Origin of the sequence: Cryobacterium glaciale (assembly GCF_004402535.1) — a bacterium.
GTDB classification, from domain to species: domain Bacteria; phylum Actinomycetota; class Actinomycetes; order Actinomycetales; family Microbacteriaceae; genus Cryobacterium; species Cryobacterium glaciale.
Window position 1 is genome coordinate 1 of sequence record NZ_SOEY01000026.1, and the last position, 25,987, is coordinate 25,987.

Here is a 25,987-nt window from a genome sequence, read left to right on the forward strand (position 1 = left end):
CGTGGTCGGGTGCCGATGGCCCCCGGCCACGCGACAGCCCGGCACTCGAAGGCAATACCGGTGGCCCCCGCAGGCAATACTCAGTGGCCCCTAAACACTCAAATACTCACGATCACTCGAACCAAGAACATACGCGTACCGAGACCGTACTTTCGCACCCGACGGCGAACTGATCGTGCGATGCTCACGGCCACGGACGGCAATGAATCCCCAGGTCAGACGGCGGATAGCGACCGTGCGGGTCTCAACGAAGCGAGAAAACCCTGCACGTAACGAACCGAGAGTTGACGGGTTTATGACACCCAAGTGGCCCTTGTACGTTGATGGACGCAAACTCACCAGAATAAAATAGCTGCTGATCAGCTAAAAGCTGGGGTACCTGGACTCGAACCAAGAACAAATGATGCGAGCCGGGCTGCCGGTATCTGTGGCACCCATCCCCCAAGTTCCGCGTCATTATGCGGAAGTTGGTGACTTTAGCATACCTGTCAGCCCGCGTCGTAACGGATTGATTCGGGCAATTTGCAGGGTTTATGGCATCCAAAGTGGCACGAGTACAAAAGACGAGTCGCTGCGGTCGTCCCACGCCGACAGAAGCATCGCCGCGACTGACGCCTGCTGATAAAGGTCGTCACATTCTTTGGCAGGAAACGAACGCAGTTACGGAATCTGCGGGATCCAGCTGTGAGTGCTCACCGCGTCTGCCGATACCGATACCGATACCGATACCGACGAGATATCTGGCTTGCCCGTCTTGGAAAGCCTCTCGAGTACCCAGTCCCAGTCGATGCGCTCCTGTTCCAAGCGCACGGTGCGTCCATATCGGTCTGCGACTAAGTCTCGGTATAGCGAGACTTCGTCTTGATCGAGCCGGGATAGTAGGGCATTCGTCGGTTTTACTTCGAGTCCCCAGAGTCCTTCGTGGGCGAGCAGGGTCTCTCGGTCCATCAAGACCGATTGGACACCGGGCAGGTGCGCTCGAACGCGGTCGAGGATTGCGAAGCCGTGGGTGTCAAGGTCGCCCCAATAGGTCACCGACGCCCCCGCGAGCCACCTCAGTGATGCAGACTCCTCCACGTCGAATCCCTTCCCCCACAACACGACACCGCCATCCGGGATTGGAACGCTAAGGAAGCTGATCTCGTTTTCAACGATGAGGGCAGTACGTGGGACTACCTTCCACTCCTGCAGTTCATTGGCCCGGAAAATGGCCTCGGAAATGTGAGGCGGCAAACCGAAAACTGCCGGGTCAAATCGAAGGCGCACCGTCACAGGCTTTTCTGCAAGTCCCAGCGCGCGCAGGAACGGTGCTGCGCCCGCCGGCACGCCGAGCATGCCCGCGAGAACAACGCGGCGTCGCTCGATGAGCTTTGTGTCGACGCCGGGCGCGTTCACCTGCCGCACATACTGACCAGAGCCGCGGTTCTCGTCGAGCCAGCGGTAGGCTGCCAGCACTTGCTGCCATTCTGAGCGCAGACCGATCGCGGCGATAGGGTGCCCTAGCGCCCACTCCTGCGCGAGTGGCAGTGATGATGCGGACTCGATCATCTCCCTGTAGGCGACGGCATCAGTCCCGGTTCCGAGCAAAGTCCACGCTTGCTCAAACCCCATGACGACTGCGCGCTGCGGTAGGCGAGTCCGCCCGGCGATGCGACCTCCGGTTGTACCTTCAATGAGGTCGTACGCCCGACCGTCACGTGATCCACGCCGAATCTGTTCTGACCAAGATCTTGCGGCGTCGAAGTGGTCGCCTAGGTCGACTGCTGAAGGCGCACGCAGGGGAACCTCGATATGCGGAAATGGGTGCCCTTCTGCGAAGGCGCGCAAAAGTAGACCTTCGTCCCATCTGCGCTGCACTACCGCTTTGATGTCCGAGGCGACCGTCCAGCGCGTCGGATCACTCACGGGACGACCTGCCGTCGCCGTTCGCGAAACTCTTCAATTGTGAGATTATGCACTCGCGACGCTGCGCCAGTCGGGTTGTCGACAAATCCAATTGCGCTGACAAAGGGTTCGATAACGTGGACTTTCTGCATGGGCGTGACAATGAGCAGTTGCAGGCCGAGTTTGGCGAATAACTCGAGTGCATACCTTGTCGAGGCGTCAGAGCCCCGACCGAACGCCTCGTCGATGACAGCGAATCGGAAATCACGCGACTTCTCGACGCCCCATTCGAGCCCAAATTGATATGCCAAGGATGCTGCGAGAATCGTGTAGGCGAGCTTTTCCTTCTGACCACCCGATTTGCCGTCCGAGTCAGTGTAATGCTCGAACTCTTCCCCGGTGCTCCGGTCTTGCTCGCTGCCCGCGAACGTGAACCAGGTGCGCACATCCGTGACTTTTCGAGTCCAGGCGCGGTCGCTGTCAGCGTGCCCGATCCTGCCTTTGAACCTCTCGATGAGACGACGGATCTGCTCGAATCGCTCCGTTACGTCGGCATCATCGGACGCCAGGACGTCGGCGGTTACTTCTCTGAGGTCGCCCCGAAATTGGCGAACGTCTTGGTTCACGGTAGGTTCCGCGATTAGGACGATAATGCGTCCGGGGTTGTAGTCAATGGCCGCGAGTGCGTCGTTGATTACGCGCACACGCCCGCTAATCTCATCGGCCTGTCTCCGCAGCCAAGCGTTGAATTGAGCAAGCTCTCGCACCGCGTTTGTGTTCAGTTGGTGCCGAAACTCCGATTCAAAACGCGGCAGGTCATCCCGTGTCACGCGCTCGTGCAGAGTACGGAAGTCACCGATCGAGCGAATATTCGCGTCCATCTCGGATTTCAGGGCCGGCCAGAGTCCCAAGAACTCCCCCATCTGCGTCTGGATGCCGCTGGTGCTGCCGTTCATGGCGGACTGTGTCGATTCGATCGCCTTAGTCAGAGAGTCATTAAGCGACTCCCGGAGGTGGTCGTAATCTGCGACAGTGCGTACGTCTTGCCGCGTGACCCGTTTTTCAAGGGCCGGGTAGAAGGTGCGGGCCCGATCGAGCACTTCGACCCCCATCACAGTCAACGCGTCGTCCTCGCGACGATAGCGTTCCTCCATGGCATTAAGGGTCGCCTGTAGTCCACCGATTGCACCCAAAACCACTTCAATCTCTGCGCTCAACCGACCGTCGTCCATACGGACGGTCTCAAGCTCTACATCGATAGCAGTGAGCTGCGACGACCCTGAGACGAGCGACGACTGCTCCGACTCAAGGGCGCGTAGCGCAGCGGTCGCGCGGTCGACATCTATCTCCGTCCAGTCCGGATACTGAGCGATCGCAGCCAGCGCCTGTCCGCGATCTTCCAGCGCCCTACTCTCATCGTCGAGCGCCGTCAGCGCCGCTTCGATCTCCAGGAGGGCGGCATCGTGGACATCCCGCTCCGCCGCCAATGCGGCAACCTTCTTTTCGTTCTTGCGCCCGAGCACCCACATACTCGGATCTGATGCTCTCCGCCGATCGTCTTTCTCGTGCCTGTCGCGGTCTCGCACGAGCCCTTCACGCGTCACCGAGCGTTCTTCGCGTTGCAGATGGGAGACGGATTCCGCAAGCACATGGTCCGCGCGCTGCGCGAGTTCGGCGGTCAGGTAATCCACAAACAGCCCGGGCTCGATCTCCAGGGCATCGACGAGTCGTTCCCCTGCGCGTGCCGCGGTGAAAGTTCGTACCCTCCGCTCAGCGACCCGAAGGTATACCAAGCGTGCGTTGAGTTTGTTCTCATTGACCCAGTCTGAAACGGGGGCGTACAGGTGCTGAGGAACCAGAAGGGACAGCGCGAAACCGCGAAGCACTCGTTCGGCCGCACCGCGCCAAGGGGCGTATTCTTCCCGTACATCGAGCAGCTCCCCAGCGAACGGCAGGTCGTCCTCCGCCAAGGTGAGATCCGCGCACAACTGCCGCCGAACGCGGTCCAGGTCTAACGGCAAACTGTTACGGCGCGACGTCAGGCTTTTGATTTCGTCAACGAGCGCTTGGCGAGCGTGACCTGTGCTGGCACGCTGACCGAAGATCGGGTCCCTACGCATCGAGATGCTGCGGCGCAACTCATCGAGTTGGCGCTTTTGCCGCACCGTCTCCTCTGCTCGAGCGAGAAAGTCGTCAGCGGTTTCGACGAGCTCCAGGCCGATCGCCTCGACATGTCCGCTGTAGACCCGGTAGCGCTCGACCCGATTCTCGCGAACTTCCCGCGCTCGCGGGATTTCAACGTCAAGCGTGCCAAGTCGATCGCCGCCGACTCCGGCCCGTTCGAGGATCAAGCGGTCACGTGTTGGAACCAGCCCGGCACGGGTCTCTGCAAGGGATTCCTTCTGCCGTTCGAGACCGGCAAAATTGTCATGGCTCGTGGAAATGTCGATTGCGAGCATCTCGCGAACGTGTTCGGAAACATAGGCCACGACAGCGGAGCGCTCATACCTGAGTTCCTCGTGCCGCGCCACCGCTATGTCATAGCGATCAGCCATCGCAATGAGTGGTGTCAGAAGTGACAACTGATCGGTCGCGGTGCGCACGGCTTCGTGTGCTTTGACCAGGTTTTCAAAGTGGTCGACGATAGCACGCACACGGTCATCGGCTGTTACCGGCTCGAGCATGTGGTCACGCACGAAGTCGTTGAGGTTACCGACCGACTTCATCGACACGGTCTGATGGAACAAGTCCATCGCCTGCTCTGAGCGGATGCCGAGAAGTCGGCGAACCCGCCGGTGGTAATCCGGGAAAGACGTTTCGATATCTGCGCCCTTGTTCCTCAACTTCGCGCGCAACGCTTTCAAATCTGAGCCGAAGTCGCTGAAATCCGGGTCGACAGAGAGCGCCGTCGAAGCCGTCACGAAGAAACGGTCCGGCTGCCCGGTGCGGTCCTTCTGGTGGAAGACCTGGGCGATGCTAACGGTTTCCTCGTAGCCCTCGTTGCCGAATACCCCCAGGATGACGGAGTATGAGCCGTGATCTCGAAGCCCCACCGGCCTGGAGGCACCGGTAGTTTCATTGCGCTCGGACTTGTAGTGCCCTTCGACATAGCTGCGCAGCGTCCGTTCTTTCACATCCGCACCGGCCGCCTTGTTGTAGGCAATCCGGTTGGCGGGTAGCAGAAGTGTGGTAATCGCATCAACGAGGGTCGACTTGCCGCTCCCGATGTCTCCGGTGAGCAACGAAGTCTGACCATCTAGACTGATCGACCAGACATTCTTGTCGAAGGTGCCCCAGTTGTAGACCTCCACGCGTTGCAGACGATACCCCGTGCGCTGATGCGCTGCCGAGGTCAGATCAAGGGCGGAAAACAATGTGTCGCTCATTCGTGATTTCCCGACGGTGCGGCACCGCTCGCACTCGCACCACGTGCACCTGCGTAGTCCGCAAGGCGCCCGGAAAAGTCCGACAACGTCTGTGCGTCAACATATGCCTTGAGAATCCGGCGCACCTCCCACGCCCCGGGTTGACCACGTAATTCGCGGAGGAACCCAAGCTCAGAAACCTGCGCAATAGTGCGGTCGGCTTGGTCGACAATGCGGGCCTCGTTGTTCGATGTCGTCTGAAACACTCGCAGCATCTCCACCAGCTGTTCGCGCGTCAAGACAAGGTTTTCATTATCGCCGGTCGTCTCAAACTCGACCATGCGCTTCCGGAGCAGCACCAGAAGGAGGCTGACGTTGTAGGTGAGGCTACGCCGACGAACGAGGCGAGGTAAAGCTTCCTCACCGTCCTCCGGTTCTCGAGTGGACAAGTAGGCATAACCCTCTGATTCGTCAATGACAACATCGAGGGCTATCGCTGCGAAGTGATCTGCGACCGCGCCGAAGTGTCGCTGCAACGTTTCCCAGACACGTTCATGCGACGATACCTCGCGATACACCACTTCACGCATGAGAAAAATGATCGCTGTCGCTACAGCTTGCTCGTCGGGGCTTCTCATCGTCGTGTTATCGTCACCTTCGGCATTTTCACTCGTCGTGGCTCGCCTTCAACATCGAGGTAGTCGATCATCATTCTGTCAGCGTCATTGGTGACGTCCACGACGATGCTTTCATCGGCGAGCGACAGGTAGCCAAGGATCTCAGCGATGCCTTCCTGCACGGGATACAGCGCCAGAATGTCGTCAAGAGCAGCGACGCTTCGTGGGGGGACTATCGCCTTAATGTTCTCGATCAGGCGTGATGTATCGACGAAGCGCTGCGCGAAAAGTCCGTCAAGTTCCGATTGACCCGCCTTCTCAGGCGTGAGCAAGCTATCGACGACCACGTCGGGCTGAGTGTCGTAGAGGGGGCGCTCAAAGGGTAGGGCGATCGGTGTTCCCGGCTCTTCGACGACGATGCCCAGGTCGTCGCTATGCGGCGGTGTGTCACGTACGCCCAACGCGGACACCTCGATCGAGCGGACGAGGTCCATGACGCGGCGGTTTTCGACCCAGACCTGATCCTCTAAGAAACGCCGAAATTGCTCGGAAAGATTGCGCACGGTTTGTTGAGTTCGCTCGGCTGCGTCAGCCCAATCATGGTGAATGCGGTGCAAACGCCGATCGGTACTTACCTGAGGCATCCCCTGCACAATTGTCAGCAGCTCAGCCAGTTCGTCCTGCTGCTGCTCAGAAAGTAGAAAGTCATAGAACGCCTGGAAGCTTCGTCCTTGATCGGATGTAGAGATGTCGGTGCGACTCGTGACGAGATCGGCAAGCAAATCCCCCTTGCCCCCTTCCCAGCCGGCGATCTTGACGCGGGCAGATCGATCGAGCGAACGAAAGTTCACCTCAACTTCTCGAAAATCCGACAGCAGCTCGCGTGCCGTAGCCGAAAACTGTTGATGCCGTTCCCTCACAGCTGTGTCGTCGAGCACGGTAAATCGGCCCTCGTGCGCCTCAGCAAGTTCAACTTCGATCGCGTCGCGACGACGCTCCAACTCAATAATTCGCGTCCCGGGGTCGGTTTCTGAACCGTGAACAATCTGGCGTAGCAGATCCAATAGCGTGTGCAAGCGAGACTCTGTACCGACAAACGAGCGTTCTTGCAGGTTTTCTACCCAGCGGTATGCCTTTTCGAGAGCGGGCGTCGCTTCGAAATGCGTCTCTTCGGACGCGATCGGATAGAAGCGCCGCAGCCACGCTGACTCTGGCGACGACCAATCGTCGAGGTAACCCTCCGGAGATGTCTGATATCGCTCTGGTTCGCTCAAATGAATTACGTAGAGGTGATCGTCGAGAGCTGCCGTCAATTCGCCCGCAGGAATCGCACCCCGGTTGGAGTCGAGGAAGTAGTCGCCAAGGAACGACAGAATTAGCGGTGCATTGCGTGCGCGAAGCAGCCGCCAAGCGGGGTGCCGCTCCCACAGCCGGTCGAAGTCATCGATGTTCATTATGGATCCAGCGTAGAGGCCTGCTCCGACATTCGCTTTACGCTCGTTCAACCCGTTCAAGCCACTCGTTGACCTGAGCAATGGCGTTGGCCAGCGTCGTAGGCAACCCCGCGGACTCCGCCGCCGTTTCGAAACTCGCTCCCCAATGCTCATGCACCGTCAAGCGAGCCGGCCACGTACGTGGTAAGCCCCCGGTCGCTTCGGCCTCGACGGCGCGACTCGTGAAAACATCCTCAATTGCAGCCCGTACCTCCGCCAAATCCGGTTGCCCGGTGGACTCGGTCAGGTCGCGAAGTAGCAGCAGATCCACGGCGTCACGGGCGCGAACGTTGATGAGCTCGGGTGGGTCGTGCGGGTCGGTGGAAGCGTGCACCTTTTGTGCGATCTGGTAGCGCATGGACAAGCTTGTGAGGTGATCAGGGGTCGGCAGCCCAAAGCCGGCCAGAGACGGAGACGGAATCTGCTCCGGAGCCTGTCCCGCGTGCCCTTCATCCGCTGAATGTTCAACCTGTATTCGTCGCCAGGTCACACCGCTCAGCAGCACAGTCACGTCGAAGCGGCGCGGCTTCACAAGCCGATGGCGCACATCGATGGTTTCCACTTCGCCGCGCACGAGCGTCAGCGGACCCCACGGCTCAGCGAACGACTTGTCCAGCTCGGCGAGAAAGACGTTCAAGTCGCCGCGAACGAGGCCGTCGATATCCCGGGTCGTGCGTGACATACCCGGGAGCCGATATTGCAGCATCGTCCCGCCCTTGAGCAGGAACAACGGCGAGCCTGCCGCATCCACCACACGTTGCAGCGAGGCAGAGACGACGGTCGCGGCAACCAACCAGCCCAGGCGCGGACCGGCCGTTCCGAGGGCGGCCTGGGCTTGAGCGATCCACGCGTTGAGGATCCGAGCGGACGATGGCGTCTTCCCCTTTGGCGTAAGCCCGTCGAGGGATTGTGCCAAGTTGGCCGCCTCATGCTCCCCCATCGCGCACCTCTAGTTCCTGAGTCAAACGCTCCCGGTCGGGGACAAGCAGGCGGCTGGTGCGTCCCGCCCGGTCGAGAGCTTGCCGGATCAGATAGCTCGGCACCCCGGAGGCAATGCACTGACCGATCGCAGCCGTCACGTCCGCAATGGGTATCCCCTGCCACCACGTCACTCGGTCCGAATCCAAGTCGTCGTAGTGCACGACATATCGCTCGCCACCGGCACGACGGAGACGCCGATGGCGAGCAACAGTCAAGTGGATGCGACTCGGATTAATATCGCTGACCTCCCATGCCGCCAAGGCGGTGTCGTGACTCAGATGCGCCTCGGGCACACCCGTCCAGAGCACGGCAAGCTGGTACTCGTCGTACTCCGTCTCAGCAACCTGCGGTACTCGGTACACGCCGCGAACTGGACGCTCCAGCCGGTCGCGGGAAACCATTGTGGACAGCTCCGCATGAGACACGCCCTCATCCGCCGCCTGCGCGGAGGTGACGAACCCATGCTGATCCAACGCGAACTCGCGCAGTCTTTCCAACTTCGTCACCACCGCCATGTCAAAACCTTATCAAAATCTGTAGATTTTGACAGCGCCAGATTGGAACTAACGCATTGCCATCCCCGGGCCGTATGAGCCGATCGCAGCGCTACTGCGAGCGATCACTCGAACCAAGAACATACGCGTACCGAGACCGCACTTTCGTACCCGACGGCGAACTGATCGTGCGATGCTCGCGGCCACAGACGGCAATAAATCACCAGGTCAGACAGCGGATAGCGACCGTGCGGGTCTCAACGAAGCGAGAAAGCCCTGTACGTAGCGACCCAAGAGCTGACGGGTTTATGACACCCAAAGTGGCCCTTATACGTTGATGTACGCAAACTCACCAGAAGAAAACAGCTGCTGATCAGCGTAAAGCTGGGGTACCTGGACTCGAACCAAGAACAAATGATAGTCGTCTCGGTGGTACCGCCAACCCGTAACAGGGGCAAAATCCCGCGGAATTCCGCGGTTCTCATGCATCCCAGTCTACGCGCCGGTACGGAGACGTACGGCCTGATTCTGGTCACATTGCGGGTTCTTGGTGAGTTTATGGTCATATTATCGAGGGCGCCACACATGACGCCGCCGGCACCGGCCAAGTAGCTCCCGAGATTGATTGATGGGGTCCTAAAATCAGACGAGGGGCGCACCGCCTACGCTCATCCAATCCCCGAACGATGAATTCATTCCCTCGTTTCATCGTTCTTTTCATCGAGGCCGAGAATGCGCCGGGCCGCACCGGTGAGGTGGTGGACTGGAGCAACCCCCAAGGTGATTTCGCCAGAGTAGACCTCGTTGTGGTCCCGAGCGGTGAGCTGCCAAGTCCCTTTGATGGTCTCGAGTGATTCATCCGAAACCACGAGCACCAGTTCGTCGTGCTCAGATTCATAAGTTCCCCGGGGGCGGAGCTCGCCGACATCAAGTTCGAGCGTGACCGATCCTCCATTCTCGTAGCTGACCGACGGCGGAATGTATTGGTGTGGCGATGGGATGTAATAGTTGCCCATGTTGCCGAATGCCGGTGTATTCAACATCCTTTGGCTCGGCCCCCACCTCCGTGGCGGGCTAGGCAGGTCAAGATCGCGTCGCTCATTCGTATAGTCCGGGCTTCGATAATCGAGTGCCGATACGTCTCCGGCGAGGTGAAGCTGCACTTCGACATCGTGAAAAAACGTAGTCGTCCGATTGGTGATTTTCACGACGGCCGGCCGGAGCGCGCTCCCAACGATGCGAGGAACAGCCTCGTCCCACGCGGCGCGGAAGCCCACCTCCCATCGGTCGATGGACTCGCGATACTGCCCCTCCGTGCGCTTCTCCGGCTCGGTCATTGCAGCCGCCAGCATGGAAACGTGGGCGATGGCCGACTGGAAGCCCAACAACTCGTTCGCACGAGCTTCATACGGCTCACCCAGCGAGGAAGGACTTCGCGGTGGCGTCGGTATCGCCGACTCCAAGTCCGCGCGAATCAACGCGACGTATTCGTTGATTGTCGTCGCGGCATCAAGTTGGACGAGTGCGACTTCGCCCATCACTTCCACTGCGAAATCGACCTCGATCGGAACTTGAGTCATGCCCCTCACGAGTAGAAGGTCGACTTCCTCAGCCTTGGCTTCACGCGTCTCGCCATCCGCTCGGATGTAAATGCGCCCGTCGGTGAGGGACTCGCCGCTGGCACGACACAGGAATGGTCCTTGGCCCGTTCGCGGCGGTTCGACCAGGATAATCAATACCTGATTCGCGGAGCCCTCCACGGGCACCCAAACAACATCCCATCGTGGGCCGGCCGCACCAACGTATTGTTGGACGACCTTCGAGATCTCCATCATTTCGATCGGCGGAATGCCTAGGACGGATCCGGTGGCAACACCGATGATCAGGACCCCGTAACCCTCGAATGCCGTTGCCGCGACATCGGGCGCCCGGTTCGCCGCACCCAGGATGAATTTGGCGATCTTTTCCTTGTCCCTCTTCGTTGAGAGATCCAGGGTGCTCTTCAGCTCGAGGTAATGGCGCTCGGCTAGATCTCCGTGCTTTGCAACAGCAACTATGAGCTGCTGCCCAGCAAGTACACCGCGAGGCGCACGAGAGACGTCGATCGCGCTCACTCCTGGTTTCGTTTTCTGCTAAGAAATGCCATGTGCTGATATCTCCTCTGCGCCATAAAGGCGTTCGGTGCGTGATAGCCAAGTTCTGACTCACTGTATCGTCACGCGCCGACACCGCTGAGGTATGCGTGCAGGAGCGCGCAGCAGTCGAGGCGTAAGCAACACCAGGGTGATCGACGCGCTGCTCGAGGACGCTTCGTTCAGACCTGCAGGCGAGATTGACAGTGATATGCCGGATGCGTTCGGTGTTTACGCCATTCGACTTACGGCGGCTTGGACCTGCCCGAACCGTGCGCGACGCTGCGCTCTGTCCGCCGGGCCTGTCTGATTACGTCGGCAAAGGCACGTCGCTAAAGAAGCGCATGCTCGGAAACGAGCTTCGCGGACGCGGCCATGGCACCTTCTTTCGGAGCCTCGGGGCGGTGTTTGGGCCTCGTCCACTGGCCAGCTCGCTGGCCTCGACGGCCTCGACGGCCTCGACGGCGAAAAGTACAACTTCAGCTTCGAGAAGCAGGACCACGACGACATCGTCGAATGGATCAACGCCTCCCCGAAACCGACGTCCGGGCGACCGGGCGACCGAAGCCGTGCTCGTCCTCCACGCGCCGCTATTCACGCCCGACGGCAACCCGCGCGCTCTGGCCGAGCTCGATGAGCTTCACGTGCTGTGGCGAAGCATCACGAGTGAATGGCGCGACTCGAGTGGGTCAGTGAATCGGTTCCGGTTTTCGGTTGGCAAATGGCCACCGTCCGTGGCGCGCTTCGAAATCGTCAATCAGGCGCGACTCGAGGTTCTTCACCTCTTCGTCGTCTGTTACCTTCCAGCAGACCAGTAGCTCGGCGTGATCGGCCAACTGCCAAATGTGCTCGCCGCCGCGGTGGCCGACGGCCTTGCCTGCCCCGAATCGTCGGTACTGACTGAGACGTCTGCGTAAGCCATCTTCGTGCGTGCCCCAATTCGCCTTGCCGATGTACAGAATCGTTGATCCCATGACCCACGTCATCTCCAGCAAGTCTTGCTCCGCGGTTGGGTCGTTGCCTTTGAACCAGCCAGCGACGCTGCGCTCGAGATAGGACGGCGGGGCCGTCGAGGGACGCAGCACGACATAGATTCCTGGCAGTTTCGGTGGCTTTGTGACCTGAAGCTCGGTGAAGGGCACGAAGCCTTCGAACCCCGCCGCTTCGAGCCCCACGTGCGTCCACAACGTCGGCAGGTCGGTCATTGGATCCACTGTCGAATTCTTTCCGTCAGGAGGCTGGTGTCTGCCGTTCGGCGCGCAAAGAAGATATTGACTAGCTGATTGTCGGCCATCCAATGAACGTCACTCGAGGCGGGCACGACCACCGAAATCTCGTGCACGAACTCGTCGTACGTCAGCGGACGCGTGAAGGCGTCGAGGTGGTCAGCGACTACCCTGATGTCACTATTAAGATCGTTCGTCTCGGCCATGACCCGAGCGTAGCAACAGACGCCAGCCTCCGGACGGGATCACGGTGCCCCGACAGGGGCATCGGGGCACTGAATGCCCTACCCGAAAGCAGTGCGAGCGGATGTGGCCTGTTGTATGTTCTCCGGTATCAGCCCATAGGCACGACCTGGCGGATCGCGCACTCATGTGTAGAAGTTTTCTATGAACGGTCGTTTTGGGGGAACACCAATACACCCTCGTGCGTTTGGCGGAGTTCCCCGCAGCCGCGCCCCACCGCCCCGCGATCGACGGTCGCATCTGAGGCCGTCCCGCCGGCTCGATGACTCGCCGCTGATCAATTGGCGGAACCTTCCACCGCGAGCGGGGGCGGTGCGGCCCGTAGCGCACGCGGCAGCGACGTCCCACGCGCAAATAGTCAATTCGTGAAGACCGCTCGGGCGCCGGAGGCGGCTGTCAGCGGCGGTGGCCCTCATCGATCTGTTCGTAGGCCCCTTCAGCCGGCGCCGACGAAGCGCTCCCAACTGTCATAGCGACCCAACGGCTGATCAACGACGGACGACCACCAGCTACGGATCAGGTCACGATGGGCAGCCGGTGAATCCGATCGCCAGCCGCGCCCGGACCAGTCTGGAATGACGTGGCAATCCGTGGCCGCGCGAAGCGGGCAGCGCTCCGCGCGTCCTCGATCGTCAGACTGCTTGAAGGCCGCAAAATGGTTCTTCGCGGATTCGGACCGCATCGTGCGAGACAGGGTGTGGACCGGACGAGAGCCCTACTCGTTCTTCTTGTCTTCGTAGTATGCGCGACTGTAGTCAATGACCTCGGGGTGCTTGCCGAACATCTCCCTCTTGAATCCGTACTTCTGGAAGAAGATGGTCTTCTCTTCGTCGGTCTTGAAGCGGTCCTCAGTTCGCTTCCCTGGCGTTCTGACATTTTCCTTGCCATCGAAGAACCGGGTGCTTTTCCCCTCCCGGTACTGCACAGGAGTGCCGTTTTCGATGTAGAAGCCGGATGAAACGCCGCTTTTTTCACTATCCGTACGTTCGCCATCAAAAGCACCGTTGGCCAGCGCTCGTAGAATGTCCGCGATTCCCATAAGCCTTGTCTTCCCGTCCGGTTGACTCCCGCGGCGTGCCGGGAGAGCGTGTTGCTGGTGTCAGCCCGCTCGGTTGAGGGGGTTGGTTAGAGCGTAGTCGAGCTGCTCGACCTCAAGTCGTCGAGCGAGCCGTGCATGCGTTCGGTGTTGAACCAGCGCACTCAGTCGGCGGTGCCGATCGCGACGTGGGTGGGTACGCTCACGTTCACCATCCGTCCGTGCCGCGTCGACTCGACGATCGCTGCCGCCAAGCGCTCACGCGGCGAGCTGGCTACCGCCCGAGTGGAGTCGTGGGCCGTTCGGGCTTGGTCGAGTTGGTCCCGAATCTTGGCAAGGTCTGTCACGGCGCGCTGCGCTCGAACTGCTTCGTCGTCAGCTCGGGAGACCGCGCCTCGAGTACGTTCCCCGGCTTCGGCTCGTGCGGCGGATGCAGCCTCGGCGCGGGCAGCGGCGCCGTCGCGTTTGTGCTCGGTCTCCCCCAGCCGCGGTCGTAGGGCGACCAGCTGCTCGCGCAACTAGGCCAGCTCAGCCTGTGCCTGTATTTTGGACCTCGGCCACGGAAGGAGCGGCGGTCAGCTCGGCCGTCACCTGGTCGAGAGCATGCGCCAAGTCCCCCACCTCTTGCTGGGCTGCGACGATAGTGGCCTGCTTCAGCTCGGCGAGTTCGGATGCTTCCGTGGCTGCGGCGTCAGCTTCCACCCTTTCGGCCTCGGCCTGGCGCCGAGCTTGCTCGGATCGGCTCGCTCGTGCTGTCGCGGCGGCGGCGCATTCGGCGGCCTCGGTCGTGACAGATTCGATCTGCGCTTCTGCGGCGTCCGCGTCGGCGACGGTGTGCAGCTCGTCCGCAGAGGTGCTCGAACATGCCGGCGAAACCTGACCACAGTGTTTTCCCGCGCGCTGGCGTGCGGCGTCGACGGGGCGCTTCTCTCTCCAGTTCCGATCGGTAGGTCCGGGTCGCTGCGCCAATTGCGCTGTAAATCGGCACGGTACTCCTTGTTGCGCTCGGACCACACCGGCGTTGATTCGCTCCATGATGGGGGTCTCCACTGGCCTTACCAGAAGCGACTATCCGACTGCTCGTCGGCGAATCCGATCATGGGCCGTGTCCGGAAGAGCCTGGCGGGATGCTGCAATTCGAATTTTTGCCGCGCGGGTAGCGCTTCTACCATCCTCGATCGTCAAACTGCTCGTAGGCATGCGCTCGATGACTTCCTCCATCGCACGCTGGACAACCAACGACTCGACTGACACCCGCGGTTTACCATGGTGAGTCCTCGCCCGGTTCTCCACCTCCGCATCGACGGCGTACCGTGCACTGTTGCGCTGCACCTGCGCCACGACAGTCTTCACCAGTCGATCGAACTGCTGTTGGCGCTCTGCGCGCCGGACCTCGGTCTTCGTACTCCGCACGGCCGCAGCAACGTCGCGGCTCGTCAGGAGGTCGACCCGGTGCATCCGTTCGACGACGAGCTCGACAGCGCGGGCGTAGACGATGTTCTCCACCGGCAGCTGCGGGAGCCCCATGCGTGCCCGGTTCTCCACGTAGGCTTCGGCGAACTCGTGCATACGGGCGCCGTTCTTGAGCATGTGCTCGGTCAGCGATTCGGCGAACACCGTGAACTGCCGCAGATGCTCGGGACGCGACTGGTCATGGAAATAGGCGTCGGCCTCGCGTTCGTCTACACGCCGCTCGGCGGCCGTCGTCGGATGGAGTCGCTTCGGCGGGAGGCCGGCCCGGCTCAGACTGCGCTTGAGTCGTCTCGCCGCGGCGTTGACTTCCAGTTCCGACTGGTAAGTCTCCGGGTCGCTACGCCGGATGCGCTGCAACTCAGCACGGCGCTCCTTGTTGCGGTCGGCCCATTCCTTGCTGATCTGCTTCGTGCGGTCGGGATCGGCATCCCGCCTGACTGCGGCCCGGGCATTCACCTCGTCGCGGTGGGCCTCGTAGTAACGGTTGTAATACTCCCTGACCTTCGCGCGATTCTCCTCCATCCACTGCTGCTGATACTCGCGCCGGCGATCGGGGTGCACTTCCCGCCAGCGTTTCGCCCGCTCCCTCCCTCGGGCACGCACTTCCGCCTCGCGATGCCGGCGTGCCGCGGCTCGACGCTCCGAGTCGCGATTGATCTGCCGGGCCCGCTCAAGGTGTTCCGCTCGCCAGAGACGATTCATCTCGCGAATTCGGTCCCGGTTCGCCGCCACATACTGGCGCCTCTTCTCTGCCTCCGCACTGCTGTCAGACGGATGCTCCGCCAGTGACTTCCGCGACGCCGTGTTCTCCTGAGATGAGTCGTTCATGATCGCTCCTACGCGGCAGGCTGCGGGGCCAGCTCGATGACCAGGGCAAGGAGTTCAGAGCGATGCGCCGTCGGATTCGTAATCACACGCCCGACAGCTACGCGGAGCCGGTCAGCATCGTCGTCCGCGATCGCGGCGACGGGTTCCAGGCAATACGCGATGTCGTTCTGCAGGTTGTAGTCGCCATCGTCCACCGCGATCTCCGGATAGTAGAAGAGCGAAGCGAGCGCGGTACGACTGAGCAAATCATCGAACTGCTCTTGGGGAATCGTCATGATGAAGCCTCCTACTGGTCGACGTGCGTGAGCCAATACTGCCCGAACAAGAGGTACGCCGCTGGTCACTCGCCGTGCGAACCTGACCGAGTTCTGTGCCAGCTCAGGCTCGACGCGACGTGAGCACCGGCTCCTCGAATAGCTCCAGACCGACACCTTCGCCGCGAAGCGCCCGCGCCGCCCGACGCCGCGCGTTGGCCTCGCCGCCAAGCAGCCAGAGCAGACGCATCAAGGTCAAGGGTCCAGCGACGAGAAACTTCAGCGCGTTCCACGCGAAGAGCAGCGCTAGCAAGTTAAACCAGCCGGAGCCGCCGTCTTCGGCCAGGCCGGTGCAGAGCACGGCGGCGAGTGCATACGGCACCGCGAGAAGCATCGCCGGTACGCCCCATTTGAGACCGCGTCGAGTGCGGAGCGCGTCGAGCAGGATGTTGGTCGGCATCAACCCGCGCAGCGCGTAATGAACGCGGGCAGTGACGCCCAAGATGAGTCCGAACATGATGCAGCCTTCCAGAAGTTCAGCAACAAGAAACTTGAAAGGACTGCCCGCCGAACGGGAGCCATGCCATCACACCGAGCGATGGCGCGAATAGAGGTTGCCTGACACCATTTTAGAACCGGATGCCCGCCCGCGGAAGCACTAAATTGACGGCGGGTCGGGGCGCATCTTGGGTGTAGCGTTTTTCCGCGAGGCGCTGCGCAGCCTCGAGCGCCGCACGCGCACGGGCAGCGTCGAGTTTCTGCGCCGTCGATTCCGGTACCGCACCGAGCGCCCGAGCGCCCGAGCGCCAACGATGCCGTAGCGGTCCCGGTAAGCCGCGACAGCGCATCCATTTTGGTGCCACGCGACGGCTGCCGACCCGCGCGGCGCCGTGCCGAGAGCTCGAGTCCACGCTCCCCCGCGAGCAACGCCTCGTCAAGCACGGCGCTCACTCGCTCGCTCGCGATTCGATCAGGCCGGCACGCTCGACCAACGCTGCACGCATAGAAACATCCATCGGCCCGATCGCTCGCGGGATCAGCCCAGCGACGAGACGCGGCGCACGACGCGAGCCACTTGCTCCGGTATCCCGCAACACGAATCCCGCCACGCGGGCTCGCAGCACCGCCGCAATGTCCGGGGCATCCTCGAACCCGCGCGCCGCAATCACGCGCGGCAGCAGGTTCACAATGTCGACAAAGTGCGCCTCGGCTCGCCGGAGCTCCGCGGTGAATGGCCCTATGACACGGATCGAAGTGGCGGCAAGGCTTGGTGACAGCTCCAGGTCGTCCCATACTCCTGTCAACTGGGTGGCCCATATCACTGGCAGCGAGAGCCAACATATTTCGTTGGCTGGCATTAGGTTGTTCCAGACAACTATGCTCGCGGGATGACCCTGCCAAGTGAGAGTGTGTGTGAAGACCTTGTTTGGCACTATACGTCGACCGCTGGACTCCGAGGCATCGTGATGAGTGATTCGATATGGGCAACCTCCGCTGCCTTCATGAACGACGCAAATGAAATGAAGACCGGAGTAAACGCCCTCAAGTCAACATTTGCGCGAATTGAGGGATCGCTATCGAAAACGGATCGCGATTTGGTCTCTAGGAGCAGCCTCCTGCGAGGCTCGAGCGTTTTTGATTCGTTTCTCGTCTCCGCATCGGCGCTCCCTGATCTCTTAACCCTCTGGCGGGGTTACGGGGCCGGGCAAGTTGCATACGCGGTTGGACTCGATCGCGCCCGTACGCTAGTCCCGCGCGAGCAGATACCGGGTGATGAGCACCCATGTCCACCCCCTGGCTATCGAGACGGAGAGATTGAGGAGATCGACGATCGTCTTATACGCCTATACGATTCGGATTCGGTTTTCGTTTTCGGTGGGGAATGGAAAGACGTCAAGTATGTTTCCACGACAGGTACACCCGATCATGAAACACAGATCCGCGATTTCATCGCGGAACGGAAGTTCGCGATCGCGCGCGGCGCATTCTTGGTTGATGTCGGACCTAATGTGGACGGCCCGATAAATCACGAAAAGGACGACGGGTTCATCGATGAGCGAGAAGTGAGGATCATCGTGGGACTCAGCCCCGACTGGAAATTTGTAAAATTTCGGGAGGGACGGTTCGGGCTCATCCCCTACATTGAAATGACTGCCGGTGCGGCTGACACCCACTACATTTCGAAAGACGCGCCCACGCTCCTCCCCATCGGCCACGTCAAGATAGGTCCGTCACCAGATCCGGAATCAGCGCTTCGAGCCCTCCGGGTGTTTTTGGACAGCCAGGGCTACGGTTCGACAGAGATTAGTGCCAGCTCGATCCCTTTCCGGTAGTCTCTCGCCTTCTGCATCAACGTCAGGGAACGATCAGCACTTCATAAGCGCGACAAGTGTCGGTCCGTCGAGGTGCGACCAAGCAGTCCATACTCATCGGATTCTCGCATTACCGTCCCACCGCACTTGAACCGGAGCGTAATTTGCACGCGGTGTGTCGTGCGGCCAGAGTCACCCAAGAACATTCCAGAAGCGGATTCCTACGGGCGGGAGTCCCATAGCTAGCTGGCGTGCATCGTAGGCGTCGCCGCCCGGCAGACACTGCGCCACGTCGAGCGCGATGTGAGAGCGTGCCGCGTCGAGCTCTTCGGCGGGCGAGGTCGGGACCGCGCCGAGGGGCTTCACGCCGACGATGCCGCAGGTCAAGGTAGGCCGCAACGGTGCATCCGCTTTCGTGCCACGCGGCGGCAGTCGACCCAGGGGTGCGGTGCCAAGCCCTCGAGTCCACGGCTTTCCCACGAGCAACGCGTGGTCGAGCACGGCACTGGTCCGCGATTCGATCACATGGTCGCGCTCGACCAACGCCTGCTGCATTGCGGCATCTATCGGCCCGATTGCGCGCGGAATCAAACCTGGCCTTAATTTAGTCGCTACCGAATGTGCCCGAAAACTCGCGAATTCCCATGTGTTTAGAGGGAACCGTGCCGATAACTGACTCCAATTCTACTCGGTCAATTTGGGTTCATTCATTAATGAATTTGATGGGTAAACGATGGGCATTTGGACCGCTTTTTGAGAGAGGCCGACTCCCCTGAAAGGATCGGCGACCACAGATGATGTCACAGGCCAATGCTCTTATGGAGATGTGACCTGTTAGCTTGAGACGGCCAGTCTTTGCTCGGGCATCTGGACAGAGAGGAGTCAGAGTGGCGGACAAGCAAGAGGAGGTGGGGTTTCGCAGACCGGCGTCCCGCAGTATCGGGTTCCCAGCCGCGCTGCCGAGCGAGTCTCTCACCTCAATTTTTGTCGCACAGACTGGTCTCGCGGACTCAATCGCGGCAATGATGCCGAAGTTCAATTTGGCTGAGATTGCAAATGCGGCAAGTATTTCGGCGGCCCTCGCGACCGAGAATACCAAGTGGATCTCATCAATTCATGCTTTGATGCGGAAGATTGACGTCACGGCTCTCAGCGGTATGGCGGAGATCTCGCGAAGCCTTGCGGATCAGAACATGCGATGGCTAGCAACCATCCAGCCAGCACTCCCGAAGATCGAGATACCCTCTCTCGCCCCGTTCGTCGCACCTTGGTGGTTTGACGGTTTGCGCGAGATTGTCAACGCGCAGATCAGCGGGGTTCTCTCGGGAGTTGACTGGGATCAACTGCGTCGCCGAATGTTGGTGCCAGAGAACTGGCCGACAGAGTTCGAGGATTATCTTCCGATGATCGAGGAGGCTCTAAACGCCGAAGGTCTTCCCCTGGCGTGGGTGCCGCGGCGCGAAGTCTTCCTCCGGCTTGTCACTGCGACCACGGCAGAAGAACGACTGGAGATTCTGCGAGAGCATCGTGACGAGGTACTCGAGGACTGTGGGAAGATCATAGAGAATCTCGAAGATGACTTTATGGCACCGCAAATCCCGCTTGCACGCGAGGCTGTTTCGGCTTGCAAGGCAGGTCATTGGCGCGTCGCGGCGGTCTCCGCCGTCGTGATCGTCCACTCAGTCGTCGAGAACCTCGAATGGTCAACGAACCCACAAGGCCTGATGAAGAATCACGGGTTCGCGGCTCCCTCGACATTGGAGGAATTGATCGAACGCGCCACACGAGCACCGTTCGTGTCGTTCTACGTGGAGTGGCACCCGAAGTCAGGCAAGCCGCAACCGCGTGGTCTAGCCCGCAACATGGTGTCGCATCGTGTGACCGATACACATTTGGACGAGCACAACTGTCTGATAGCGGTGATGCTCATGGCTTCCCTGATGGAGACCGTAAATCAGCTAGGCCTCGGTCGTCCCGCAGTGGAGGCCGCGTGAAGATCGTCCTCGTAGAGATGGATCATCAAGCAGGAGTGTCCACGTTTTGGCGCACGGACGGCAAGGTAGCCACCTTCGACGGCGACGTCATCTCTGAGACTCCGATAGCGAAGTCTCGCTTCGTACCCGGTGAGTCCTTTTTGTCGATGACCACCATACGGGGCGAGGATCTTCTCTTCGAACTTCCTACAGTGAAGGACCCCTCACCGCTGCGGGCGCGCCCAGTCATCTATCTCGATCAGAACGCGTGGTCCAAGATCGCGACCGCTCTCCACGAACCGGAGAAGTTGAATCCGGATGAAGCCGCTGCAGCAATATGGTTGGCCGATCTGGCTCGTGGCTGGAAGGTGATCTTGCCCTTCTCCGCCGGCACCCTCAGCGAAACGAGCCATTGGTCCGACGATGATCGTCGTTACAAGCTAGCAGTAACGATCTGCGAGCTCAGCCACGGATGGCAGATGCTCGATCCTCTCGAACTCCGCGCGGCAGAGATGCGCTGGATCCTCAGTCAACACAATGGCGCGACGGGCCACCCTCTCCCCTCGGTATGGACGCTCGCGGCCAACGCCGTTTATGGCCAACGACTCCGACCCTACGACGTCGGACCGGACGAAGGCCTTGATCCCGACTCGATCACGAATCTTCAAGCGATCATCGCGATCTCCGGAACAGTAGCGACGATCCTCGACGGTGACCCGATTCCACGCCAAGATCCGAAGGGGTGGGCGGAGCATTGGGCGCAACTGGCAAGTCACGTTGGCACCACCAACAAGCCACGCCATCTCACCGAGCTGGCAGTCCACGGCGCCATCATCGCCGACGCGCGGCACGAACTGGCGCAAGCGGCAGTTGACATCGCAATGGATCCGGAGACGTTCGGCAAATGGCTGAACGGTCCAGCACGCAGGGACATCCGCCGAATGCCCGCTTTTGGTCTTGCGCGCGAAGTGACCTACCTCAAAATCTCCAACTCGCAAGCCAAGTGGAAGCCGAACGACCTCACCGACATCTTCTACATGGTGCAAGCCAGCGGCTACGCCGACGCCGTAGTCGGAGAACGCGGGTTCTCAACACTCGCCCGGTCCGCGCAACAGAGGCTGGGCCGACCCGAGAACTCGTTCTTCTCGCTGACCGATCTGCGTCGAAACAACGTGTTTGACGACGCGCCGGGTCGGCCGCCGCAGTTGATCTAATAACCCTTGCGACCTAGAACGTGCTACGGCTGCGGCCATGAAGGAAGAGACCGTTGCCGTCGTAGGCACCAGTGCCGCGCGGATGCCTATCCCGCGCCTCGCGGAGCAACTCGCTACGTTGCGGCGGCAAGGTGCCGACATCAACGTTGAGGTCGAGAACCTCGTGAACGCACACTCCCTTCATCCGGTCCTGACCCAGCATGCCCGGATTCGGGATCGGGATCTGCGCCAGACTCCTCACCGAAGTGTCCAGCCGCCACTTCGATATCGTCGGCCTCGTCGCCGCGTATTCCGGGCTCGAACCCGTCACCAGATGATCCGGGTCCTCGATCCGCGGCGAACTCCCGTCCCGGCGGTGTACCAAGATCCTCACATGCACCCTGCTCCTCTCCGCCTTCGCCGCGCTCCGCGACCCCGTCTCACCGGGTACTACGACCGGAAAATCGCTCAAAGGAAAACGCCACGGCCAAGCCCTCATCGCCCTCGCCGGGTGCCGGTGTGACGTCCTCTTCGCCATGCTCCGCGACGGCACGCTCTAGGAGAGCGAATTACGCCCTCGGCGCTTGACAACGAGATAGGAGCACCCTTCGAGTTCGCCGAGGACATCACGACCTGACGCTGCGCGGCGAGTTCAGTAGAGAGAACTTGAATCCGCAGCAGTCGTGCACAGACTCCACCTTGTCGGCCAAGGAGTCTATCCAAGCCCAATTTTAGGATCTACCTTCGACACGAGGTCGTCGCTTGAGCGGTCAGTTGCATCGCCCCGAAGACCAGTCTGCGGCTAAGACCCCGATCGAGCAAACTGCCCTATGACGCCGATTTCATCGGAATGCCATGCTTTGGGCATAGTGGAGGAGAACCCTCTGTGAACACTCGCTCAGTTCGGGCAAGGCCTGCGGGTGATTTGATTGTCAAATGCCTAAAAAATATGCTGCCCCAGCGAAACGGTTCCTCGTTGAGCCTCTTAGCTACCAACAAGCCGCTCGCTTTGCCATCGCACCGGCTGCCGTACTGATGGTCATGGGGCTTGTTGCGCCTATGTTCTTTAAGTTCGCTATTGATGAGCAAAACGCCTGGGCCACGCTTGTTCAGGGCGGGGAGACTCTGTCTCGGCACGTCGGTTGGATACTTCCACTCATTGTCGCTGCGCTGCTCGGTTTTATCGCTGTGTCGCTGGCCGGGAACGGCAACCTTGACGCTGTAGAGGCGGACAAAATGCGGAGAAGCCTCGGAGCTATTGGCCTCCTGCTGGCCACTGCGGGTGTTCTCGTCTCGATTTATGTGGGGGTCTACGCGGCACAGTCCGCAGATTGGGCCTTGTTTATTGTGCTGATACCGACGCTGGCTCTGACTAGTTTTCTTGCTCTCTTCATGGGGCGTTACGTCGCCCTTAGCGACCATGAGCAGCTCAAAGATTTGGATCATTGGATGCTCATCCGAAAACAGCGGATGAACACCTTGAGAGCGCGGTCTTTGCGCTCCTCAAGGCTATTGCGGTACTTGCGGTTCTTACAACCCCTGCAGTCCTGGCTGGTGCCCATTCTCACCAATTCGGTCGCGATCGCTCTTGCGGCGTCCATCTCTTCAGTAATCCTGATTCCCGGACCAACCTGGAGCGTTTTCCTCACCATTCTGATTGTGGGCTTCATCGTTTGCTTTCCTTCTCTCCTCTTCGCTTGGTTGGTTCTCACTAATACGCACCTCGACGCGTCTAAGACCCGGTACATGACGTGGGCTCCTCCGCTACTTCTCTACGCGCTCTGGAGCGCGGTGTTCGCCTTCATAATGTCTTCTGAGCTGGACAAGTGGGGCGCTTGGGGAAGCATTGTTATCGGGGCAGGCTGTGTCTTAGTCCTGCTCTTTCCCCGCGAGCGCCAGAATCAATGGTTTCTCAACATCACAGTTAACGGCTTAGCTGCCTCCTCGGCGTACAAACGGTTCGCAGCTCGAGAGGCAAAAGATATTGCGCTTCGCCACGTAATCCTCCTACGTGTCGAGGAAGCCGAACCTAAACCTAGAAGAGGATTGAAGCAGCTTCTGGCACGAATTCGGGAGCGTAGATCGGCGATCCGCTCGGAACCCTAAACGTCGGGACTGCCAAGTTCAGCGCGCGCCGACGGTCCACGAACTACTGATCTTCTTATCTGTCGAGGAGAGAGTGGACCGTAATCGGCCGTGGACGTATCGAACATCAATACTCCGAACTCCATCATGAGCTCGTTTCTGTCGGTGGTAATAATTCGTACGTCGCAACCCCGTTTTGCGGCAGCATCCAGGACATAGCCCGGTTCTCGACTCAACCAGCCGCGTGAATCAGGCAGTAGAAGCGTGATCTGCCGCGACCCCTTGCAGATCTCCACCCAATCCGTCGTCGGCTCCAGAGCGGCTTGTTTCCACGCATGCAAGCGAAATGATCGAGCCCCCTAATTGGTATCAGCACACCGGCCAGCGTAAGAACCCGGCCACCATGACTGTGAACTGTCGAGTGATTTTGAGTCTGTGCGACGGATTGGCTCTTGAGATTGGGCTCATCCGCTCTCGGCTCATCGCGGCATAGACACAACCGGGTAGCTCACCGAAATATGGCAGGACGCGAAGTTCAATTGCGCAACTTCTGCGAGATCGTGCAGGCACGCTGCGGTCAGCGGGTTGCGTCCCTTCGAGTTGTGGAATTTCTCGAGACCGGATAGTCAACTAAATTCACCGTCTGGTTACCCATTCCGTCGTCGGGGTCGGGAGATTGGGTCTGGGTACCCCATAGGCGCGGCCTTCAGCGGCCAGCCGCTGCGCTACCTCGATCGCGGCGCGAACGCGAGCGGCATCGAGCTTCTGTGCCGTCGAGTCCGGTGCAGCGCCGAACGGCCGAGCGCCGATAATCCCGTACCGGTCCCGGTAGGCAGCGATCGTGCACGCGTGCTGCCGCCACACCGCGGATGCCGACCCCCGCGGCGCAACGCCGAGGGCTCGAGTCCACGGCTCCCCCGCGAGCAGCGCCTCGTCAAGCACGGCGCTCGCTCGCGACTCGATCAGGTCGCTACGCTCAACCAACGCCTGGTGCATGGCGGCATCCATTGGCCCGAACGCACGCGGGATCAGCCCGGCGACCAGGCACGGCGCGCGACGCCACCGTCCCGGGACACGACCGCTGCTACTCGGGCTCGCAGGACCGCCGCGATGTCCTGGGCATCCTCAAACCCGTGCGCCTCAACCACTGTTGTCACCGGGCTTCCTCCCTGCCAGCACACCCGCGTCGCGGAGCTTGCGCCATTCGGTGATCTGCGAGGACTAGATCCCCTGTTCCCGCAGATACGCGCCGCCCGCGCTGTTCTGAATGGCGGCCTCGTAGGCCGCCAGATGATCAAGTTTCTGTGCCGGGGTGAATGACCGTCTCGAGGTCAGACCGCCGGCTCGGGGTCCGGGACTACTCATATGGCTATCGTCGCCCGCGGCGATCAAAGACGGGCTGGACATCGTGGGTGATTTCCTGGTTCACGCCCTTCGTCATGCGGCGGACTTGCTGTTAGCTACTGACCTCACCCAACCCTGACGGAGGGGATGCGGGGACTCAGCCTCTCAACCGGACCGACCATCAGCCAGCGCACCCAGATTGACGCCAAGTGTCTCCTCGACAAACGCGATGGACTTGGGCTGGGCATCAAGTGATGCCCGTACGAGCTGCGATGTGAAAAGCCCGCTTCGTGGTAGCCATTTGGCGCCCTGCCTGTCGACTGTTGCTACCCAATCCACTGCAACTAGGTACTCACAAATCGCGAAGTCACTGGCGTCGTGTGCAATATTCGGCTCAGCGAGTTCACATTCGGCAAGCAGGATGCCTTTGCTCCGATAATCGACGTATGGAACTGCCGGTGACCGCACGACGCCCACACCCACGTAACCCGCACCTTTGAGATAGGCGACGACCACGTCACCTACTTCGAGCCCGCGAATTGGATCACTCCACTTTGGATCGCCACCGGCGGCAAGAAATCCGAACTGTCGGCAATCATCCCAGTTGCGGGTCTCACCCTCGCCAACATTGATGTAGTAAATACCGTTTTCGAAGTCGAAACGTGCGAGTCTCTTGTGGAACGTATCCGGTGGTCGAAATCGGCCGACATATCGACCAGACGCAACATTGGTAAGTGTCCGGCCCAACTTCCAAATAAGCGTGGTCTCAACCATCAGCGCTTCCTCAGAAGTGAGCCCTTTGGCGATAATCCGAATAATGGGCTCCAGCCCTTCTTTCTGGATCGCCTTGATACGGGCAACCTTTACAGAATCACCGACATCTTGAAGGTGCGCGTGGCTCCGAGACCCTGTTCCTTTGCCGTAGTAGAACTCTTCGAAGTTGCGCGGATCAATGTACACGTAGACGTAAAAGCGATCGGTCACATTCACAGTATTCACCCTTCCCGTTATAAGCCACGACCTTGCACACATCCGATGAGGAAACTGACGCCGA

General features: G+C 60.3%; 24 protein-coding genes and 3 pseudogenes. 6 read left to right on the forward strand and 21 right to left on the reverse strand.

Features of this window, described 5'->3' with window-relative positions; all coding sequences use genetic code 11:
- Positions 1-660 precede the first annotated feature (660 nt).
- The 7 genes from E3O06_RS11730 to E3O06_RS11760 form a co-directional block, all read right to left on the reverse strand.
- Complete coding sequence (locus E3O06_RS11730) at positions 661-1,905, reverse strand: Wadjet anti-phage system protein JetD domain-containing protein (RefSeq protein ID WP_134503576.1); 1,245 nt, start codon at positions 1,903-1,905, stop codon at positions 661-663.
- Positions 1,902-5,270 (reverse strand): ATP-binding protein, encoded by a 3,369-nt coding sequence (locus E3O06_RS11735; protein ID WP_134503577.1) that lies wholly within the window; start codon positions 5,268-5,270, stop codon positions 1,902-1,904. The genes E3O06_RS11730 and E3O06_RS11735 overlap by 4 nt, the downstream gene beginning before the upstream one ends.
- Positions 5,267-5,887: a DUF4194 domain-containing protein gene (locus E3O06_RS11740; protein ID WP_134503578.1), complete on the reverse strand. Its 621-nt coding sequence runs from the start codon at positions 5,885-5,887 to the stop codon at positions 5,267-5,269. Before E3O06_RS11740 ends, E3O06_RS11735 begins: the two co-directional genes overlap by 4 nt.
- Positions 5,884-7,320 (reverse strand): DUF3375 domain-containing protein, encoded by a 1,437-nt coding sequence (locus tag E3O06_RS11745; RefSeq protein ID WP_134503579.1) that lies wholly within the window; start codon positions 7,318-7,320, stop codon positions 5,884-5,886. The genes E3O06_RS11740 and E3O06_RS11745 overlap by 4 nt, the downstream gene beginning before the upstream one ends.
- A 37-nt stretch (positions 7,321-7,357) precedes the next feature.
- Positions 7,358-8,275: a nucleotidyl transferase AbiEii/AbiGii toxin family protein gene (locus tag E3O06_RS11750; protein WP_166788202.1), complete on the reverse strand. Its 918-nt coding sequence runs from the start codon at positions 8,273-8,275 to the stop codon at positions 7,358-7,360.
- A 10-nt stretch (positions 8,276-8,285) separates the two neighbouring features.
- Entirely contained in the window at positions 8,286-8,855 is a 570-nt protein-coding gene (locus E3O06_RS11755; RefSeq protein ID WP_134503581.1) for a type IV toxin-antitoxin system AbiEi family antitoxin domain-containing protein, read from the reverse strand.
- Positions 8,856-9,526: 671 nt separating this feature from the next.
- The gene (locus E3O06_RS11760) at positions 9,527-10,948 is read right to left on the reverse strand and encodes an RNA-binding domain-containing protein (RefSeq protein ID WP_134503582.1); all 1,422 of its coding nucleotides are present in this window, start codon (positions 10,946-10,948) and stop codon (positions 9,527-9,529) included.
- A 362-nt stretch (positions 10,949-11,310) separates the two neighbouring features.
- On the opposite strand from E3O06_RS11760, the pseudogene E3O06_RS18445 reads away from it, so the two are divergent.
- A pseudogene (locus E3O06_RS18445) lies at positions 11,311-11,358 on the forward strand (hypothetical protein); the annotation flags it as partial.
- 297 nt (positions 11,359-11,655) lie between these two features.
- Here E3O06_RS18445 and E3O06_RS11765 read toward each other — a convergent pair.
- From E3O06_RS11765 to E3O06_RS11805, 9 genes are all read right to left on the reverse strand, one after another.
- The gene (locus E3O06_RS11765; protein ID WP_134503583.1) at positions 11,656-12,171 is read right to left on the reverse strand and encodes a GIY-YIG nuclease family protein; all 516 of its coding nucleotides are present in this window, start codon (positions 12,169-12,171) and stop codon (positions 11,656-11,658) included.
- Entirely contained in the window at positions 12,168-12,398 is a 231-nt protein-coding gene (locus E3O06_RS11770; protein WP_134503584.1) for a hypothetical protein, read from the reverse strand. Before E3O06_RS11770 ends, E3O06_RS11765 begins: the two co-directional genes overlap by 4 nt.
- A gap of 752 nt (positions 12,399-13,150) precedes the next feature.
- Positions 13,151-13,474: a hypothetical protein gene (locus tag E3O06_RS11775; RefSeq protein ID WP_134503585.1), complete on the reverse strand. Its 324-nt coding sequence runs from the start codon at positions 13,472-13,474 to the stop codon at positions 13,151-13,153.
- Positions 13,475-13,635: 161 nt separating this feature from the next.
- Entirely contained in the window at positions 13,636-13,989 is a 354-nt protein-coding gene (locus E3O06_RS11780) for a hypothetical protein (protein ID WP_134503586.1), read from the reverse strand.
- Between the two features lie 10 nt (positions 13,990-13,999).
- Positions 14,000-14,506, reverse strand: coding sequence for a hypothetical protein (locus tag E3O06_RS11785; protein WP_134503587.1), 507 nt, complete (start codon positions 14,504-14,506; stop codon positions 14,000-14,002).
- Positions 14,507-14,539: 33 nt separating this feature from the next.
- A complete protein-coding gene (locus tag E3O06_RS11790) occupies positions 14,540-15,772 on the reverse strand; it encodes a hypothetical protein (protein ID WP_134503588.1) in 1,233 nt (410 codons plus the stop codon).
- Positions 15,773-15,780: 8 nt separating this feature from the next.
- Positions 15,781-16,047: a hypothetical protein gene (locus E3O06_RS11795; protein WP_134503589.1), complete on the reverse strand. Its 267-nt coding sequence runs from the start codon at positions 16,045-16,047 to the stop codon at positions 15,781-15,783.
- 103 nt (positions 16,048-16,150) lie between these two features.
- Entirely contained in the window at positions 16,151-16,543 is a 393-nt protein-coding gene (locus E3O06_RS11800; protein WP_174843224.1) for a sulfate permease, read from the reverse strand.
- Between the two features lie 430 nt (positions 16,544-16,973).
- The gene (locus E3O06_RS11805; RefSeq protein ID WP_134503590.1) at positions 16,974-17,384 is read right to left on the reverse strand and encodes a hypothetical protein; all 411 of its coding nucleotides are present in this window, start codon (positions 17,382-17,384) and stop codon (positions 16,974-16,976) included.
- Between the two features lie 108 nt (positions 17,385-17,492).
- Here E3O06_RS11805 and E3O06_RS11810 point away from each other — a divergent pair, with 108 nt between their 5' ends.
- Positions 17,493-18,359 (forward strand): hypothetical protein, encoded by an 867-nt coding sequence (locus tag E3O06_RS11810; protein WP_206751373.1) that lies wholly within the window; start codon positions 17,493-17,495, stop codon positions 18,357-18,359.
- Between the two features lie 171 nt (positions 18,360-18,530).
- On the opposite strand, the gene E3O06_RS11815 is transcribed toward E3O06_RS11810, so the two are convergent.
- On the reverse strand, positions 18,531-18,893 hold the full coding sequence (locus E3O06_RS11815) for a hypothetical protein (RefSeq protein ID WP_134503592.1): 363 nt from the start codon (positions 18,891-18,893) through the stop codon (positions 18,531-18,533).
- 332 nt (positions 18,894-19,225) lie between these two features.
- Here E3O06_RS11815 and E3O06_RS11820 point away from each other — a divergent pair, with 332 nt between their 5' ends.
- The 4 genes and pseudogenes from E3O06_RS11820 to E3O06_RS11835 all read left to right on the forward strand — a co-directional run bounded on the left by E3O06_RS11820 (position 19,226) and on the right by E3O06_RS11835 (position 23,610).
- Complete coding sequence (locus tag E3O06_RS11820) at positions 19,226-20,332, forward strand: hypothetical protein (protein ID WP_134503593.1); 1,107 nt, start codon at positions 19,226-19,228, stop codon at positions 20,330-20,332.
- A complete protein-coding gene (locus tag E3O06_RS11825) occupies positions 20,329-21,525 on the forward strand; it encodes a hypothetical protein (protein WP_134503594.1) in 1,197 nt (398 codons plus the stop codon). The genes E3O06_RS11820 and E3O06_RS11825 overlap by 4 nt, the downstream gene beginning before the upstream one ends.
- A gap of 28 nt (positions 21,526-21,553) precedes the next feature.
- Positions 21,554-22,064 (forward strand): annotated as a pseudogene (locus E3O06_RS18060) (transposase); the annotation flags it as partial.
- Between the two features lie 376 nt (positions 22,065-22,440).
- A complete protein-coding gene (locus tag E3O06_RS11835; RefSeq protein ID WP_134503596.1) occupies positions 22,441-23,610 on the forward strand; it encodes a hypothetical protein in 1,170 nt (389 codons plus the stop codon).
- 615 nt (positions 23,611-24,225) lie between these two features.
- Here the strand turns inward: E3O06_RS11835 and E3O06_RS11840 are convergent.
- From E3O06_RS11840 to E3O06_RS11845, 4 genes and pseudogenes are all read right to left on the reverse strand, one after another.
- Entirely contained in the window at positions 24,226-24,585 is a 360-nt protein-coding gene (locus tag E3O06_RS11840; RefSeq protein ID WP_134503597.1) for a hypothetical protein, read from the reverse strand.
- 32 nt (positions 24,586-24,617) lie between these two features.
- Entirely contained in the window at positions 24,618-24,746 is a 129-nt protein-coding gene (locus tag E3O06_RS18195) for a hypothetical protein (RefSeq protein WP_255453625.1), read from the reverse strand.
- Positions 24,733-24,954, reverse strand: a pseudogene (locus E3O06_RS18450) (IS3-like element ISAar46 family transposase); the annotation flags it as partial. The gene E3O06_RS18195 and the pseudogene E3O06_RS18450, both read right to left, overlap by 14 nt.
- A 144-nt stretch (positions 24,955-25,098) precedes the next feature.
- Positions 25,099-25,917: a GIY-YIG nuclease family protein gene (locus tag E3O06_RS11845; protein ID WP_134503598.1), complete on the reverse strand. Its 819-nt coding sequence runs from the start codon at positions 25,915-25,917 to the stop codon at positions 25,099-25,101.
- Positions 25,918-25,987: the final 70 nt, after the last annotated feature.